The organism is Candidatus Brevundimonas phytovorans (assembly GCA_029203145.1).
GTDB lineage: Bacteria > Pseudomonadota > Alphaproteobacteria > Caulobacterales > Caulobacteraceae > Brevundimonas > Brevundimonas phytovorans.
Map to the genome: position 1 here is coordinate 1,468,840 of CP119309.1, position 14,854 is coordinate 1,483,693.

The 14,854-nt window shown below is 67.2% G+C and carries 14 protein-coding genes and 1 tRNA gene; 9 read left to right on the plus strand and 6 right to left on the minus strand.

What is annotated here, in order from left to right; all coding sequences use genetic code 11:
* The first annotated feature begins 6 nt into the window (after nucleotides 1–6).
* Together P0Y52_07035 and P0Y52_07040 are read left to right on the plus strand one after the other, a co-directional pair.
* Nucleotides 7–918: a class I SAM-dependent methyltransferase gene (locus P0Y52_07035; GenBank protein WEK59287.1), complete on the plus strand. Its 912-nt coding sequence runs from the start codon at nucleotides 7–9 to the stop codon at nucleotides 916–918.
* Nucleotides 918–1,730 (plus strand): RNA methyltransferase, encoded by an 813-nt coding sequence (locus P0Y52_07040; protein WEK59288.1) that lies wholly within the window; start codon nucleotides 918–920, stop codon nucleotides 1,728–1,730. The genes P0Y52_07035 and P0Y52_07040 overlap by 1 nt, the downstream gene beginning before the upstream one ends.
* 3 nt (nucleotides 1,731–1,733) lie before the next feature.
* On the opposite strand, the gene P0Y52_07045 is transcribed toward P0Y52_07040, so the two are convergent.
* On the minus strand, nucleotides 1,734–3,023 hold the full coding sequence (locus P0Y52_07045; GenBank protein ID WEK59289.1) for an MFS transporter: 1,290 nt from the start codon (nucleotides 3,021–3,023) through the stop codon (nucleotides 1,734–1,736).
* Between the two features lie 62 nt (nucleotides 3,024–3,085).
* Complete coding sequence (hrpB, locus tag P0Y52_07050) at nucleotides 3,086–5,521, minus strand: ATP-dependent helicase HrpB (GenBank protein WEK59290.1); 2,436 nt, start codon at nucleotides 5,519–5,521, stop codon at nucleotides 3,086–3,088.
* A 160-nt stretch (nucleotides 5,522–5,681) separates the two neighbouring features.
* Here hrpB and P0Y52_07055 point away from each other — a divergent pair, with 160 nt between their 5' ends.
* Entirely contained in the window at nucleotides 5,682–7,340 is a 1,659-nt protein-coding gene (locus tag P0Y52_07055) for an amino acid permease (protein WEK59291.1), read from the plus strand.
* 128 nt (nucleotides 7,341–7,468) lie between these two features.
* Nucleotides 7,469–7,553 (plus strand) — tRNA-Leu (locus P0Y52_07060).
* A gap of 6 nt (nucleotides 7,554–7,559) precedes the next feature.
* Here P0Y52_07060 and P0Y52_07065 read toward each other — a convergent pair.
* Nucleotides 7,560–8,384, minus strand: coding sequence for an NAD(P)H-hydrate dehydratase (locus tag P0Y52_07065; GenBank protein WEK59292.1), 825 nt, complete (start codon nucleotides 8,382–8,384; stop codon nucleotides 7,560–7,562).
* Between the two features lie 119 nt (nucleotides 8,385–8,503).
* Here P0Y52_07065 and P0Y52_07070 point away from each other — a divergent pair, with 119 nt between their 5' ends.
* From P0Y52_07070 to P0Y52_07090, 5 genes are all read left to right on the plus strand, one after another.
* Nucleotides 8,504–8,842: a P-II family nitrogen regulator gene (locus tag P0Y52_07070; GenBank protein ID WEK59293.1), complete on the plus strand. Its 339-nt coding sequence runs from the start codon at nucleotides 8,504–8,506 to the stop codon at nucleotides 8,840–8,842.
* Nucleotides 8,843–8,918: 76 nt separating this feature from the next.
* A complete protein-coding gene (glnA, locus tag P0Y52_07075; GenBank protein ID WEK59294.1) occupies nucleotides 8,919–10,328 on the plus strand; it encodes a type I glutamate--ammonia ligase in 1,410 nt (469 codons plus the stop codon).
* Nucleotides 10,329–10,458: 130 nt separating this feature from the next.
* Nucleotides 10,459–10,734: a hypothetical protein gene (locus P0Y52_07080; GenBank protein WEK59295.1), complete on the plus strand. Its 276-nt coding sequence runs from the start codon at nucleotides 10,459–10,461 to the stop codon at nucleotides 10,732–10,734.
* Entirely contained in the window at nucleotides 10,731–11,171 is a 441-nt protein-coding gene (locus tag P0Y52_07085) for a periplasmic heavy metal sensor (protein ID WEK59296.1), read from the plus strand. The genes P0Y52_07080 and P0Y52_07085 overlap by 4 nt, the downstream gene beginning before the upstream one ends.
* Before the next feature lie 8 nt (nucleotides 11,172–11,179).
* Entirely contained in the window at nucleotides 11,180–11,737 is a 558-nt protein-coding gene (locus tag P0Y52_07090) for an RNA polymerase sigma factor (protein WEK59297.1), read from the plus strand.
* Nucleotides 11,738–11,746: 9 nt separating this feature from the next.
* Here the strand turns inward: P0Y52_07090 and P0Y52_07095 are convergent, their stop codons facing one another.
* The 3 genes from P0Y52_07095 to tpiA all read right to left on the minus strand — a co-directional run bounded on the left by P0Y52_07095 (nucleotide 11,747) and on the right by tpiA (nucleotide 14,783).
* Nucleotides 11,747–13,399: a CTP synthase gene (locus P0Y52_07095; GenBank protein WEK59298.1), complete on the minus strand. Its 1,653-nt coding sequence runs from the start codon at nucleotides 13,397–13,399 to the stop codon at nucleotides 11,747–11,749.
* 121 nt (nucleotides 13,400–13,520) lie between these two features.
* The gene (gene secG / locus P0Y52_07100; GenBank protein WEK59299.1) at nucleotides 13,521–13,940 is read right to left on the minus strand and encodes a preprotein translocase subunit SecG; all 420 of its coding nucleotides are present in this window, start codon (nucleotides 13,938–13,940) and stop codon (nucleotides 13,521–13,523) included.
* 93 nt (nucleotides 13,941–14,033) lie between these two features.
* Nucleotides 14,034–14,783, minus strand: a complete 750-nt coding sequence (gene tpiA, locus P0Y52_07105) for a triose-phosphate isomerase (protein WEK59300.1) — start codon at nucleotides 14,781–14,783, stop codon at nucleotides 14,034–14,036.
* Between the last annotated feature and the right edge of the window lie 71 nt (nucleotides 14,784–14,854).

The window sequence follows — 14,854 nt, forward strand, 5'->3', positions numbered from 1 at the left end:
CCGCAGATGGCTCCCGTTCTCTCCTCCACGCCCGAAACCCTCGTCACGCGAGGCTGGTCCGACTATGCGCTGCTGGACAGCGGCCACGGTCGCAAGCTGGAGCGCTACGGCCGCTTCACCGTGGTCCGGCCCGAGCCGCAATGCTTCTGGGCGCCGCGGGATCCGGCCGCCTTCGAGCTTGCCACCGCCGTCTTCGATCCGCAGCAGGAAGAAGAGGACGCCGGTCGCTGGCGCTTCGACACCCATGGCCCCATCGACGCCTTCCCGCTGAAATGGCGCGACGTGCGCTTCACCGGCCGCTTCACCCCCTTCCGCCATCTGGCCTTCTTCCCCGAGCAGGCGGCGAACTGGGAATGGATGGACGCCCGCATCCGCACGCTGACCCAGCCCAAGATCCTGAACCTGTTCGGCTACACCGGCGTGGCCAGTCTGGCCGCCGCCGCCGCTGGCGCGCACGTGACCCACGTCGACGCCTCCAAGAAGTCCGTGGCCTACGCCCGCGAGAATGCCGAACAGTCCGGCCTGTCCGACCACCCGATCCGCTGGATCGTCGAGGACGCCCGCAAGTTCGTCGCCCGCGAGGTCCGTCGCGGCTCGAAGTACGACGGCATCATCCTGGACCCGCCCAAGTACGGTCGCGGCGCGAATGGCGAGGTCTGGCGGCTGTTCGAGGACATGCCCGAGCTGCTGAAGGACTGCGCCGCCCTGCTGTCCGACGACGCCTCCTTCCTGCTGCTCAACGCCTATGCCGCGCGGATTTCCGGCCTGTCTCTGGCCCACGCCATGGCCGAGGCGACCCATGACCGCGGCGGGCGCATCGACTGGGGCGAACTGGCCCTGTCGGAGGATGGCCCGAACGCCCGCGCCATCGGCCTCAGCTTCTTCGCGCGTTGGAGTAAAGATGGGGGTCCCGCCTGATGTACGAGCGCGTCATCACCTCCCTGACCAACGACACCATCAAGTCGGTCCGCGCCCTGCATATGCGCAAGGAACGCGACCTGACCGGGCGCTTCCTGGCCGAAGGTCTGAAATTCATCGGCGAGGCGCTGGATCAGGGCCGCGCCCCGGTCATGCTGCTGGTCGGCGAAGAGGCTCGGCCTCACCCCCTGCTAGACCGCGCCAAGGCCGAAACCATCAAGGCCGGCGGCCAGATCATCGTCGTCACCCACGCCATCCTCGAAAAGATCAGCCGTCGCGACAATCCGCAGACGGTTCTGGGCGTGTTCGAGCAAGTCTATACCCCGTTGGAGGCTATCCAGCCCGACGCCAAGCCCTGCTGGGTGGCGCTGGAGCAGGTGCGCGATCCGGGCAATCTGGGCACCATCATCCGCACGGCGGATTCCGCCGGTTGCGGCGGCGTCATCCTGATTGGCGACTGCGTTGATCCCTTCTCGGTCGAGGCCGTGCGCGCCACCATGGGCTCGGTCTTCGCCGTCACCATCAGTCGGACCTCTAAGGAAGACTTCCTGACCTGGCGCGCCAAGTGGCCGGGTAGCGTCATCGGCACGCGTCTGGACGCCCAGCATGGCTATCGCGACAGCCCTGTGCGCCATCCGGCCCTGATCCTGATGGGCAACGAACAGGCCGGACTGACCGACGAACTGGCCGCCGCCTGTGACCTGAACGTCAAGATCCCCATGCGCGGCCGGGCCGACAGCCTGAACCTGGCCATCGCCACCGGCATCATGGTCTATGCCGTGACCGACGCGGCCTACGGCACAGACATCTAGGCCCTACGCCTCGCCGTCCGTCTTGATCCGGTTCATGCCCAGCAGGGCCAGAATGGTCAGGACGGCGGCGACGGCCAGATAGGCGCCCACGGCCTGCAAGCCGTAGTGACCGGCCAGCCAGGTCGCCGCGAACGGCGCCAGCGACGCCCCCAGAATCCCCGCCAGATTGAAGGTCATCGACGCCCCGGTGTAACGCACCGCCGTCGGGAAGGGCCGCGCCAGCGCAGCGCCCAGCGGCCCATAGGTGCAGCCCATCAGGCTGAAGCCGATGATGAAGAAGGCCACCACGCCGGCCAGCCCGCCGCTGCCGAACAGCGGGGCCAGCACCATCCCAAACAGGGCGATGCCGACCGAGGCCGCCAGCAGGGTCCGCCCCTGCCCCCAGCGATCCGCCGCCAAGGCCGACAACGGAATGAACAGCCCGAAGAAGCAGACCCCCAGCAGTTGGATCGGCAGGAACTGCTCGCGCGTATAGCCCATCGCCGTAGTGCCCCAGCCCAGGGCGAAGACGGTCATCAGATAGAAGAGAACAAAGGTCGCCATCCCCGCCAGCGTCCCGGTCAGCAGGGCGAACTTGTGCCGCGCCAACAGGGTCAGGATCGGCGTCTCGACCCGCTCGGCCTTGTCGATGGTCTTCTTGAACTCCGGCGTCTCGGTGATCCGCAGGCGGACCCAGAGGCCGACAAAGACCAGCAGCGAGCTGGCGATGAAGGGAATGCGCCAGCCCCAGCTCAGGAACTGCTCGTTCGGCAGGGTCGCCGTCAGGATGATGAAGCTCAAGGTCGACAGGATGAAGCCGATCGGCGCACCCAGTTGCGGGAACATCCCGTACCAGGCCTTCTTGCCCGGAGGCGCATTCTCGGTCGCCAGCAGGATGGCCCCGCCCCACTCGCCGCCCAGACCCAGACCCTGACCGAAGCGGCACAGGGCCAGCAGCAGGGGCGCCAGCAGGCCGACGGACTGGTAGGTCGGCAGCAGGCCGATGGCCACCGTCGACAGCCCCATGGTCATCAAGGCGGCGACCAGCGTCGCCTTGCGCCCCACCTTGTCGCCGAAGTGGCCGAAGACAACGGCTCCGACCGGCCGCGCGAAGAAGGCGATGGAGAAGGTGGCGAACGAGGCCAACATGGCCGTCGTGGCGTCCTCGCCCGGGAAAAAGAGGGCCGGAAACACCAGCACCGCCGCCGTGGCGTAGATGTAGAAGTCAAAGAACTCGATCGTCGTGCCGATCAGGCTGGCGAACAGAATTCTCCGCTTGGAGGCAAAAGGCGGTGAGAGTGCAGCGTCGGCCACGCGAAATCCTTGCATTGATGCAAGGTCATTGCGGCGCATCGCGGTCCGCCGTCAAGACAGGCCTATGTCCCGCGCGGTTTGACCCGGTTGGTCGGGGCGGCATTGGCGGGGTCTTCCGGCCAGGGGTGGCGCGGATAGCGTCCGCGCATCTCGCTGCGCACCGCCGCCCATGACCCGCTCCAGAACCCGACCAGATCCTTCGTCACCTGCACCGGCCGCCGCGCGGGCGACAGCAGGGACAGAGTCAGCGGAACCCGCCCGCCGCCGACCGTGGGGTGGGCCTTCACCCCGAACAGCTCCTGCACCCGAATCTCGACGCGCGGCCCGCCCTCGGCGGCGTAGTCTATCGAGGCCGAACCCAACGGCGTGGTCAGGCGCGGTGGGGCCAACTCATCGAGCTTGCGCTGCAAATCCCACGGGATCAGCCCACGCAGAGCCTCAGCCAGCTTGGCGTCGCCGATGTCGCCCAGCGACCGCGCCCCGTCCAGCAGCGGCCACAACCAGTCCTCGCGCAGCGCCAGCAGCCCCTCGTCCGATACCTCGGGCCAGGTCGCATCAAGCCCGTGCAGGAAGGCCAGCCGCGCCCGCAGCGCCCCCGCCTGCTCGCCCCAGTTCAAGGCCTTCAGCCCCGCTGCCTCGACTTCGGATTTCAGCGCCGCCGTCATGGTCGCCCGATCCGGCGCGCCGACGACCTTCTCGTCCAGCACCAACGCCCCGATCCGGCGGATACGGCGGATCACCGGCTTGCCCGACGGTTCGCGGGCCAAGCGGTCCTCGACCTCGATCCGGTGGGCCAGATCGGTCTCCAGCGTCGCCGCGTCCAGCGCCGCAGCCAGACGAATGCGGTCGCGCGCGTCGCCGCCGCCGAGTTCCGCCACCGCCAGCCAAGGCTCGCGCGCCATATGTTCGGTTGGATCGAGGAAGGCACCACGCCCGGACGCCAGCAGCACCTCGCCCGGCTTGCCGCGCGCCCGCGCGATCCGCTCGGGGAAGGCCTCGGCTAGCAACAGACCGGCATCCGCCTCGCCGCCTTGCCCGCCGCCCGCCGCCCGCGCCCAGCGCTCGGCAAGCTTCATCGCATCGCGCGCCCTTGGCGAACGGTCGCGCTCCAACCCCTTCAGCCGGTCGTGCAGATCGATAGCGTTACCGCCTAGGCCCGGCTCGCTCAACACGGCCGCTATCTTCGCCCCGCTCAGGGCGTCGTCCTGATCCGAGGCAATCGCCACCATGTGCGCCAGTCGCGGCGGCAGGGGGATGCGGGTCAACCGCCGCCCGTGCGCCGTCAGATCACCCTTGGCGTCCAGCGCCCCCAGCCGTGTCAGCACCTTCCGCGCCTCGGCCAGCGCTCCGGCGGGCGGCGGGTCCAGCAGGGCCAGACCCTCGACCGACTTTGCGCCCCAGCGCGCCAGGTCCAGCGCGAAGGCGGTCAGGTCGGCTTCCTGAATCTCCGGCCGTTGATGCGGGACCAGACCCCGCGTCTGCTCCTCGTCCCACAGGCGATAGCAGACACCCGGCTCGACACGCCCGGCCCGCCCTCGCCTCTGCTCCGCCGAGGACCGACTGACCTTGACCGTCGCCAGCCGGGTCAGACCGCTGGACGGCTCGAACCGCGGCACGCGCGACAGGCCGCCGTCGATCACCACCCGCACGCCTTCGATGGTCAGGCTGGTTTCCGCCACCGAGGTCGCCAGCACCACCTTGCGCCGTCCGGGCGGCGCCGGTTCGATGGCCCGATCCTGCTCGCCCTTGTCCAGCGCGCCATAGAGGGCGACCACATCGACGGAGGGATCGCGCAGCCGCTCGTTCAGACGCTGAACCGTGCGGTGGATCTCGCCCTGCCCCGGCAGGAAGACCAACACGGACCCGGTCTGGTCGCCCAGCGCCAGCATGATCGCCCGCGCCACGGCGTCCTCGAATCGCTCAGTGGCGTTTCGGCCCAGATAGAGGGTCTCGACCGGGAACATCCGCCCCTCGGCCTCGATCACCGGGGCGCCGTCCAGCAGCTTGGACACCCCCGCGATATCCAGCGTCGCGGACATGACCAGCAGCCGCAGGTCGTCGCGCAGCACCGACTGGCTCTCACGCGCCAGGGCTAGCCCCAGATCGGCGTCCAGGCTGCGCTCGTGGAATTCGTCGAACAGGACCGCGCCGACGCCCTCCAGCGCCGGGTCGTCGAGAATCATCCGCGTGAAGACGCCCTCGGTGATGACTTCGATCCGGGTCTCGGGGCCGATGCGGCTTTGCAGCCGGGTGCGATAGCCGACGGTTCCGCCCGCCTTCTGGCCCAGGGTTGTCGCCATCCGGTCCGCCGCCGCCCGCGCCGCCAGCCTTCGCGGCTCCAGCACCAGCACCTTCTGGTCGCCCAGCCAGGGCTGATCCAACAGGGCCAGAGGCACGACGGTGGTCTTGCCCGCCCCTGGCGGGGCGGCCAGAACGACCGCAGGGGTCGCGGCCAAGGCCGCCTTCAGCGGCTCCAGTACGGCGTGAATCGGCAGCATCCGATGGGCCTTAGCCGCAACGCCCCGGTTCACGAAAGCGTCGTCATCACTTCATCATTCGGAAACCGCGTTGCGCGCGGGCCGATCCATGGTTAGCGTCCGGCCCCAAGAAGGCAGCCCGGGGAGGGCCTGCCGTGTGTATCGATGGGGGCGCGACTACATGTCCGCAAACGGCGTAAAGCCAACTGGCAACCAGCTATTTCTCAAGAAATCCATTGCCCAGATCCAGAAGGAAGCCGCCAAGAGCGAGCTGAAACGGACCTTGGGCCCCATGAATCTGATGAGCCTGGGCATCGGCGCCATTATCGGCGCCGGTATCTTCGTTCTGACGGGTCAGGTCGCCTCGGCGCACGCCGGTCCGGCCATCATGTTCTCCTTTGTGATCGCCGGCATCGCCTGCGGTCTGGCGGGGCTCTGCTATGCGGAACTGGCCTCGACCATGCCCGTGTCGGGTTCGGCCTACACCTATGCCTATGGCACCCTGGGTGAAGTCTTCGCCTGGATCATGGGCTGGCTGCTGGTGCTGGAATACGGCGTCGCCGCCTCGACCGTCGCGGTCGGCTGGTCCGGCTATGTCGTGTCGATCCTGAACGACTTCGGATTAAGCGCCAGTCTCTTCCCAACGATAAGTTTCGCCGGCGGTGAAGGCCCCCAGTGGGCGACGCCCCTGATCCAGTACATCGCCAGCGGCCCTGATGCGGGCTTCCCGATGACGGGCACGTTCAACCTGGTTGCAGCCATCGGCATCGCCGCCGTCTGCGGCCTGCTGGTGCTTGGCGTGTCGGAATCGGCCAACATCAACAACGCCATCGTCGTCATCAAGATCATCGTCCTGCTGACCTTCATCGCGGTCGGCATCCAGTACATCAACCCGGCCAACTGGCAGCCCTTCATCCCGGCTCAAGGCGCGACCTGGGACCAGTTCGGCGTCGGCGGCATCTTCCGCGGCGCGTCGATCATCTTCTTCGCCTACGTGGGTTTCGAGGCCGTCTCGACCGCAGCTGCCGAAGCCAAGAACCCGTCCAAGGACGTGCCGGTCGGCATTCTGGGCGCCCTGTTCGTCTGCACCCTGATCTACATGGCTGTGGCTGCTGTCATGACCGGCGTGGTTCCCTACCTGGAACTGGCCTCGCCGGCCCCGATCGCCGTCGCCATCGACCGCATGGGTCTGGAATGGGCCAATGTGCCGCTGGCCGCTGCGCCCAGCGGTCAGCTGAACCTGATCGCCTTCCTGATCAAGATCGGCGCCGTCACCGGCCTGTCCTCGGTCATGCTGGTGCTCTGCTACGGCCAGACGCGCATCTTCTACACCATGGCCCGCGACGGCCTGCTGCCGAAGGTGTTCGCCACCATCCACCCCAAGTTCCGCACCCCCTGGATCGGCACCATCCTGCTGGGCATCGTGATCGCGATCGCGGCGTCCTTCCTGCCGATCTCGATCCTGGGCGACCTGGTGTCGCTGGGCACGGCGACGGCCTTCGCCATCGTCTGCCTGTCGGTCATCGTGCTGCGTATCAAGCACCCTGAGATGGAGCGTCCGTTCAAGGTCCCCGGCGGCGTTGTCACCGCAGTTCTGGGTATCGTGGCCTGCCTGGCGCTGGCCTCGTTCAACTTCATCCCGATGATCCAGCACGCCCTGAACGACAATCCGCTGCCGCTGACCATCCTCGGCGTCTACGCCGTCGTCGGCGCCCTGATCTACGCCCTCTACGGCTTCGCTCACTCCAAGCTGGCCAAGGGCATCGACATCACCGAGGACTCGACGCTGGAAACGGCCGTCGAAGCGCTCGGCCACGGGGTCGACAACAAGAAGGACTGATCCTCGGATCAATCTTTCCTGCGAGACAGAAAGGCCCCGGAGCGATCCGGGGCCTTTTTTCATGGCTGGTGGTGCGATGGCCGATTGCCCAATCCCGCGCCCTCGCCTACAGGCATCGGCCTACCTATGCGGATGTGGCGGAACTGGTAGACGCACCAGATTTAGGTTCTGGCGCCGAGAGGCGTGGAGGTTCGAGTCCTCTCATCCGCACCACAGGCTTCAGCCGCGATAAAGGTCGGCCAGAACCGTCGGGACCAGGTCCGGCAAATCCTCGGCGATCAGCCCCGGCCCGAAACGATGCGCCGCGTCCGCGTGCATCCAGACCGCCGCGCAGGCCGCGTCAAAGCTGTCCATATGCTGGGCCAGCAGCCCGCCGATCATCCCGGCCAGCACGTCGCCGCTGCCCGCCGTCGCCAGCCAGGGCGAACCGTTGCCGTTGACCACACAGCGCCCGTCAGAGGCGGCGATGACCGTGGCGCTGCCCTTCAGCACCACGACCGCCCCTGCCCGCTCTGCGGCCTCTACAGCCGCCGCCTCACGCCCCTTAGTCAGCAGACCAGGGAACAAGCGTTCGAACTCCCCCTCATGCGGCGTCAGCACGTCGCCCCGGTGCAGACAGGCGAACAGGTCGTCGGGGCGGTCGCGAAACAGGGTCAGGGCGTCGGCGTCGATCACCAGCGCCGCGCCAGAGCGTCCCAGAGCCGCGACATTGGCCGCCGTCGCCTCTGTCAGGCCCGCTGCGGGGCCGATCACCACGGCGTCCATCGGTTGAGCCAACGTAGCCAGTTGCTCGGCTGTGGCGAAGCTGGCCAGCATGATCGCCTCCAGCCTCGGCGCCAGGACCGGCGCCGCATCCGGCGGGCAGAAGACCTTCACCAGGCCAGCGCCGATTCTCAGACCCGCCCGCGCCGCCAGCCGCGCCGCGCCGGTCGACAGGGCGCCGCCCGACACCACGCCGAGCCGTCCGCGCGCATGCTTGTGCGCCTCCGCGCCAGGCCAGGGCAGCAGGCTTAGCCATGTCATGGGGTCGTTGATCGGGTTCATGATCGAATTCCGTTCACGGATGTCCTCTGAGCACGAAAATTGCTTGCCTTATGGTGCAATGCAATGTCCCTTTACGACCCGAGCGTCGGACCAACCAAGGAGCCCGCTCGGGACTCGCCATGAAGAAGATTGAAGCCGTCATCAAGCCGTTCAAGCTGGATGAAGTGAAAGACGCTCTCCAGGATATCGGAGTCCAGGGCATGACCGTGCTTGAGGCCAAGGGATATGGCCGTCAAAAGGGTCATTCCGAGCTTTATCGCGGCGCCGAGTACGTCATCGACTTCCTGCCCAAGATCAAGATCGAGGTCGTCGTGGCCGATGATCTGGCTCCTGCGGTCGTTGACGCCATCCAGACCGCAGCTCGCACCGGAAAGATCGGCGACGGCAAGATTTTCGTCTCCGCTCTGGAAGACGTGATCCGCATCCGCACCGGCGAAACCGGCGCCCAGGCGATCTGACCACCACCACGGCCGTCCCTTGCGGGCGGCCGCCTTTCGTTCCTCCTCTCCTCCCCGAACCAACAGGACTTCGAGCATGAGCGCCGCCCAAAAGATCCTTCAAGAGATCCAGGACAAGGACGTCCAGTACGTCGACATCCGTTTCACCGATACGCGCGGCCGCTTGCAGCACGTGACCTTCGACATCGGCATGGTCGATGAGGAATTCCTCGAAGAAGGCACCATGTTCGACGGTTCGTCGATCGCGGGCTGGAAGGCCATCAACGAGTCCGACATGCTGCTGAAGCCGGACCTGACGCGCGCCTACATCGACCCCTTCTATCAGCAGACGACGCTCTTCCTGTTCTGCGACGTCCTGAGCCCCGACACGGGCGAGCCCTACAACCGCGACAGCCGTTCGATGGCCAAGAAGGCCCTGGCCTATGTCCAGTCTTCGGGCGTGGGCGACGTGGTCTATTTCGGCCCGGAAGCCGAGTTCTTCATCTTCGACGACGTGCGCTGGAACACCGCGCCGCACAACACCGGCTACAGCTTCGACTCGATCGAACTGCCGTCCAACACCGGCGCTGAATACGCCGAGGGCAACCTGGGCCACCGCCCGGGTCACAAGGGCGGCTACTTCCCGGTCAACCCGGTCGACTCCGCCCAGGACCTGCGCGGTGAAATGCTGGGCGTGATGAAGGACTTGGGCATGGACCCGGAGAAGCATCACCACGAGGTCGCCCCGGCGCAGCACGAACTGGGCTTGAAGTTCAGCGACCTGCTGACCATGGCCGACCGCCTGCAGCTCTACAAATACGTGATCCACAACGTGGCCGCCGCCTACGGCAAGTCGGCGACCTTCATGGCCAAGCCCATGTTCGCCGACAACGGCTCGGGCATGCACGTCCACATGTCGATCTGGAAGGACGGCAAGCCCCAGTTCGCAGGCGACAAGTACGCCGGCCTGTCGCAGGAATGTCTGTGGTACATCGGCGGCATCATCAAGCACGCCAAGGCCATCAACGCCTTCGCCAACTCGACCACCAACTCCTACAAGCGTCTGGTCCCCGGCTATGAAGCCCCGGTGAAGCTGGCCTATTCGGCCAGCAACCGTTCGGCCTCGATCCGCATTCCGCACGTCTCCTCGCCCAAGGCCAAGCGTCTGGAAGCCCGCTTCCCCGACCCGATGGGCAACCCCTACCTGACCTTCGTCGCCCTGCTGATGGCCGGTCTGGACGGGATCGAGAACCGCATCGATCCGGGCGCGGCCGCCGACAAGAACCTCTACGACCTGCCGCCGGAAGAGCGCGGCTCGATTCCCGAGGTCGCCGGTTCGCTGAAGGAAGCCCTCGATGCGCTCGACGCCGACCGCGCCTTCCTCAAGAAGGGCGGCGTCATGGATGACGACTTCATCGACAGCTACATCGCGCTGAAGTCGGAAGAAGTCGCCCGCCTGCAACTGCACCCGCACCCGGTCGAGTTCGACATGTACTACAGCTGCTGATCCCCGGATCAGGCTGACGATCAAGGCGCCGGGCGGCAACGTCCGGCGCCTTTTTCATGAACTGGCGTCCAGGCTGAGGGCGCCGCCTCGAGGACGCGTATAGACAGACAGGCAAGGCGAGGGCGAAGCGATGACGCACCAGATCGACAGGCTGATCGGAAACGCACAGGTCGAGGAATCCCGACTGGGCAATCTCGAGACCGATGTCTGGGGCCGGATTGAGCAGCTACAGTCCGAACGGCGCCTGGGTCAGGTCCGCATGGCGGCCCTGGCCATGGCCCTGGTCGTCGGCGTGGCCAATGGCGGCCTGTTCGCCCTCACCCGCCCCGCGCCCCCTTCCGAAATCCAGGTCTTCAGTCTGGCCAGCGCCTCCTCCCCCCTGTTCCGGCTGGAGGCCAGTCGATGATCGCGAGCTGGAAGTCCATCGCCCTGACGGCTCTGTTGGCCGCCCTGGTCAGCGGCGCCGGAGTCTGGCTCGGGGCCGGATGGGTGTCGCAGCAACGCGCGGCGCCCAGCCTGCACGACATCGTCCACAATGATCTCGACCTGACCCCCGAACAGGCCGCCCGCCTCAAGGTTGTCGAGGACCGCTTCGCCACGACCCGTCCCGCGCTTGAAGAAGACGTCCGCGCCGCCAACCGCGAACTGGCCGCCGCCATCGCCGCCAATCAGGGCGACAGCCCCCAGGTCCAGGCCGCCGTCGATCATTTCCATGACGCCATGGGCGCGCTGCAAAAGGCGACCATCGCCCATGTCTTCGAGATGCGCGCCGTCCTGACGCCCGAACAGACCCGCGTCTTTGATCGCGGCATCTCCGACGCCTTGCTGCAAGAAACCCGATAGGTCCGAGGGTGGAAGACGAGGCTTCCCTGCCGGCGCGCGCCGCGCGCGGCGACCGCGCAGCCTTCACCGCGCTGATGGAGGCCACCAAGGCCGACCTGCATCGCTTCGTCCGCCGCTATGTGGGCGAAGACGACGACGCCTATGACCTGGTTCAGGAAACCTATGTCGCGGCCTGGCTGGCCATTCGTCGCTACGACCCCGCGCGGCCCTTCGCCGTCTGGCTGAGGGCCATCGCCATCAACAAATGCCGCGACTGGGGCCGCAAGCGCGCTGTCAGACGCGCCGTGCGCGGCGTCATGGGTCTGGATGCGCCCGAAGCCCTGGCGGTCGGCGACGACGCCCCCGCTGGCGAAGTTCAGTTGGATGACCGGCGGCGCATGGCGGCTCTGGATCGCACCGTGGCGAGCCTGCCGGACACCTTGAAGACCCCCCTGCTGCTGGCCACGCTTGAGGGCCTCTCGCACGCCGAGATCGCCCGCCTGATCGGCGTGACGCCCAAGGCGGTCGAGACCCGGATCGCGCGCGCCCGGCGGGCCCTGGGGGCGGCGCTGGGCCGCACGCCCTAGCCCCTCGTTCTAGACGAGGCGGCTCTGCACCACGGCGGCGCCGATAAAGCTGGCGAAGAGGGGGTGGGGCTTGAACGGGCGGCTCTTCAGCTCCGGGTGGTACTGGACGCCGATGAACCAGGGATGGTCCGTTCGCTCGACCGTTTCCGGCAGGACGCCGTCAGGCGACAGACCCGCAAAGACCAGACCGGCCTTCTGCTCGATCGCCTCGCGATAGTTGATGTTCACCTCATAGCGGTGACGGTGGCGCTCACTGATCTCTGTGGAGCCGTAGATGTCGGCGATCTTGGACCCCGCGATCAGAGTCGAATCATAGGCGCCCAGACGCATGGTGCCGCCCAGGTCGCCGCCCTGCTGACGCAGGACGCGCTGATTGCCCTGCGTCCACTCGGTCATCAGACCGACGACGGGTTCTTCCGCCGGGCCGAATTCGGTCGAGGTCGCCTTGGGGAAACCCGCCAGATTCCGGGCCGCCTCGATCACCGCCATCTGCATGCCGAAGCAGATGCCGAAGTAAGGGATCTTGCGCTCACGCGCGAAGCGCGCCGCCTCGATCTTGCCCTCGGCCCCGCGCTCGCCGAAGCCGCCGGGGACCAGGACCGCATGGGCGCCCTGCAGACGCTCCTGGCAGGCCTGGGGGTCGCCTTCAAACGTGTCGGCCTCGACCCAGTCGATGTTGACCTTGACGTTGTTGGCCACCCCGCCGTGATGCAGGGCCTCGATCAGGGACTTATAGGCGTCCTTGAGCACGGTGTACTTGCCGACCACGGCGATGGTGACTTCGCCGTCCGGATGCAGGCGACGACGCACGATCTCCTCCCAGCTCGACAGGTCGGGCTGAGGCGCGTCGGTGATGCCGAAGTGGGCCAGGACTTCGCTGTCCAGACCTTCGTGGTGGTAGTCCAACGGCACGGCGTAGATGTCGGCCGAGTCCATCGCCTGGATGACGCCGCTCTCGCGCACGTTGCAGAACTGTCCGATCTTGCGCTTTTCCTCGGCCGGGATCGGCTGCTCGCAGCGGCACAGCAGGATGTCGGGCTGGATGCCGATGGAGCGCAGCTCCTTGACCGAGTGCTGCGTCGGCTTGGTCTTCATCTCGCCGGCCGTCTTGATGAAGGGCAGCAGGGTCAGGTGGACAAAGCAGGACTGACCGCGCGGCAGGTCCTGGCCGAGCTGGCGGATGGCCTCGAAGAAGGGCAGACCCTCGATGTCGCCGACGGTGCCGCCGATCTCGACCAGGACGAAGTCCACGTCCTCGCCCGCGTCCGTCTTGGCCGGGCTGAGGCAGAACTGCTTGATCTGGTCGGTGACGTGCGGAATCACCTGGACGGTCGCGCCCAGATAGTCGCCGCGACGTTCCTTCTCCAGGATGGTCGAATAGATGCGCCCGGTCGTGACGTTGTCCGACTTGGCGGCCGAGACGCCGGTGAAGCGCTCATAGTGGCCCAGATCGAGGTCGGTCTCGGCGCCGTCGTCGGTCACGAAGACCTCGCCGTGCTGATAGGGGCTCATCGTCCCCGGATCGACGTTCAGATAAGGGTCCAGCTTGCGCAGACGGACCTTGTAACCTCGTGCCTGCAAAAGAGCGCCGAGAGCGGCGGAGGCGAGGCCTTTTCCTAGCGAGGAAACCACGCCGCCGGTGATGAACACATAGCGAGCCATGGGCGGACACCTTACTCCATGATTCGCGGCGGGAGCATGGCCCGACGCAAAACATCTGTTGAACATAAGAAGAAAGCGCGCCCTGCGGCGCGCTTTCCGGGATTTCTTAGCTGTCGGGGGCCTATTGCGCCGGCGCGGGGGCCGGAGCCGCGGAGGCCGGAAGGCTGGCTTCCAGATCGTCCAGCGAGGGCGCCGCGGGAGCGGCCGGTGTCGGGGCGGCCTGTTCAGCCGGCGCCGCCGGCTGCTCATTGCCGACCGCGATGGCGCCCACGGCGTCGGCGTCGATCACCGAACGCGAACCGCGGGCGAAGTTGCCGGCGATGGTCAGGCTGATGGCGCAGACGAAGAAGGCGACGGCCAGGATCGACGTGGCCCGCGTCAGCAGGTTGCCCGCGCCGCGCGCGGTCATGAAGCCCGACGGGCCTCCGCCCATGCCCAGGGCCCCGCCCTCAGAGCGTTGCAGCAGGATCACGGCCGTCAAAGCGACCGAGATCAGGATCATGGCGACGAGCAAGATGGTCTGGAGCATGGTGTCAATCATGTGGGCGCGCAGATGCGCCGATCAAGCGGCGGCGTCTAACACCGATGCGGGACCGGGGCAAACGCCGAACGAAATGTGGCGCGAAATCCTCGCCTAGACGGCGCGGACAATGCCCAGGAAGTCCTCGGCCTTCAGCGACGCCCCGCCGACCAGGGCGCCGCCCACCTCCGCCACAGCCAGGATTTCCGCCGCGTTCGACGGCTTGACCGAGCCGCCATAAAGGATCGGCGCGACGCGACCGCCCTCGCCCAGCCTGGCGACCATGGCGGCGCGGACGGCGGCGTGGACTTCCTCGATCTGTTCCAGCGTCGGCGTCAGGCCGGTGCCGATGGCCCAGACCGGTTCATAGGCCACGGCGAAGGCCTTGCCCGCCAGCGACGACGGCAGCGAACCGGCGACCTGACGGCTGACCACCTCGACCGCCTCCCCGGCTTCGCGCTCGGCCAGGGTCTCGCCGATGCAGATGATGGGCTCCAGACCGGCGGCCAGAGCGGCCTCGACCTTGGCGGCGACATCGGCGTCGGTCTCGCCAAATCCTGCGCGGCGCTCCGAGTGCCCCAGAATCACCAGGCTGGCCCCAGCATCGACCAGCATGGCGGCGGACACCGACCCGGTGAAGGCGCCCGAGGCTTCGGCATGGCAGTCCTGCCCGCCCAGTTCGACCGAGCCGCCCGCCAGGGCGCGCGCCATCCGCTCCGTCAGCGTCGCGGGCGGGCACAGGGCCACGCGGCAAGCCGCAGCCTGTTCCTGCAAGGCTTTCGCCAGGGCTTCAGCCTCGCCCAGGCTCGCGCCCAGGCCGTTCATTTTCCAGTTGCCGGCGACCAGCTTCGCAGATTGTTTCATGCGGCTTGTTTAGGTCCCGTTGTCGCGGAAGCCAAGATGTTGGGGTGCGTCCGCTTGCGGCGCCCTAGGGA

Excerpts from the sequence above, each read along its gene's own strand:
- P0Y52_07070 (WEK59293.1), top strand. The coding sequence starts at position 8,504 with ATGAAGAAGATTGAAGCCGTCATCAAGCCGTTCAAGCTGGATGAAGTG.
- P0Y52_07035 (WEK59287.1), top strand. The coding sequence starts at position 7 with ATGGCTCCCGTTCTCTCCTCCACGCCCGAAACCCTCGTCACGCGAGGC.
- P0Y52_07085 (WEK59296.1), top strand. The coding sequence starts at position 10,731 with ATGATCGCGAGCTGGAAGTCCATCGCCCTGACGGCTCTGTTGGCCGCC.
- P0Y52_07065 (WEK59292.1), bottom strand. The coding sequence starts at position 8,384 with ATGAACCCGATCAACGACCCCATGACATGGCTAAGCCTGCTGCCCTGG.
- secG (WEK59299.1), bottom strand. The coding sequence starts at position 13,940 with ATGATTGACACCATGCTCCAGACCATCTTGCTCGTCGCCATGATCCTG.
- P0Y52_07080 (WEK59295.1), top strand. The coding sequence starts at position 10,459 with ATGACGCACCAGATCGACAGGCTGATCGGAAACGCACAGGTCGAGGAA.
- P0Y52_07040 (WEK59288.1), top strand. The coding sequence starts at position 918 with ATGTACGAGCGCGTCATCACCTCCCTGACCAACGACACCATCAAGTCG.
- hrpB (WEK59290.1), bottom strand. The coding sequence starts at position 5,521 with ATGCTGCCGATTCACGCCGTACTGGAGCCGCTGAAGGCGGCCTTGGCC.
- glnA (WEK59294.1), top strand. The coding sequence starts at position 8,919 with ATGAGCGCCGCCCAAAAGATCCTTCAAGAGATCCAGGACAAGGACGTC.
- P0Y52_07095 (WEK59298.1), bottom strand. The coding sequence starts at position 13,399 with ATGGCTCGCTATGTGTTCATCACCGGCGGCGTGGTTTCCTCGCTAGGA.
- tpiA (WEK59300.1), bottom strand. The coding sequence starts at position 14,783 with ATGAAACAATCTGCGAAGCTGGTCGCCGGCAACTGGAAAATGAACGGC.
- P0Y52_07055 (WEK59291.1), top strand. The coding sequence starts at position 5,682 with ATGTCCGCAAACGGCGTAAAGCCAACTGGCAACCAGCTATTTCTCAAG.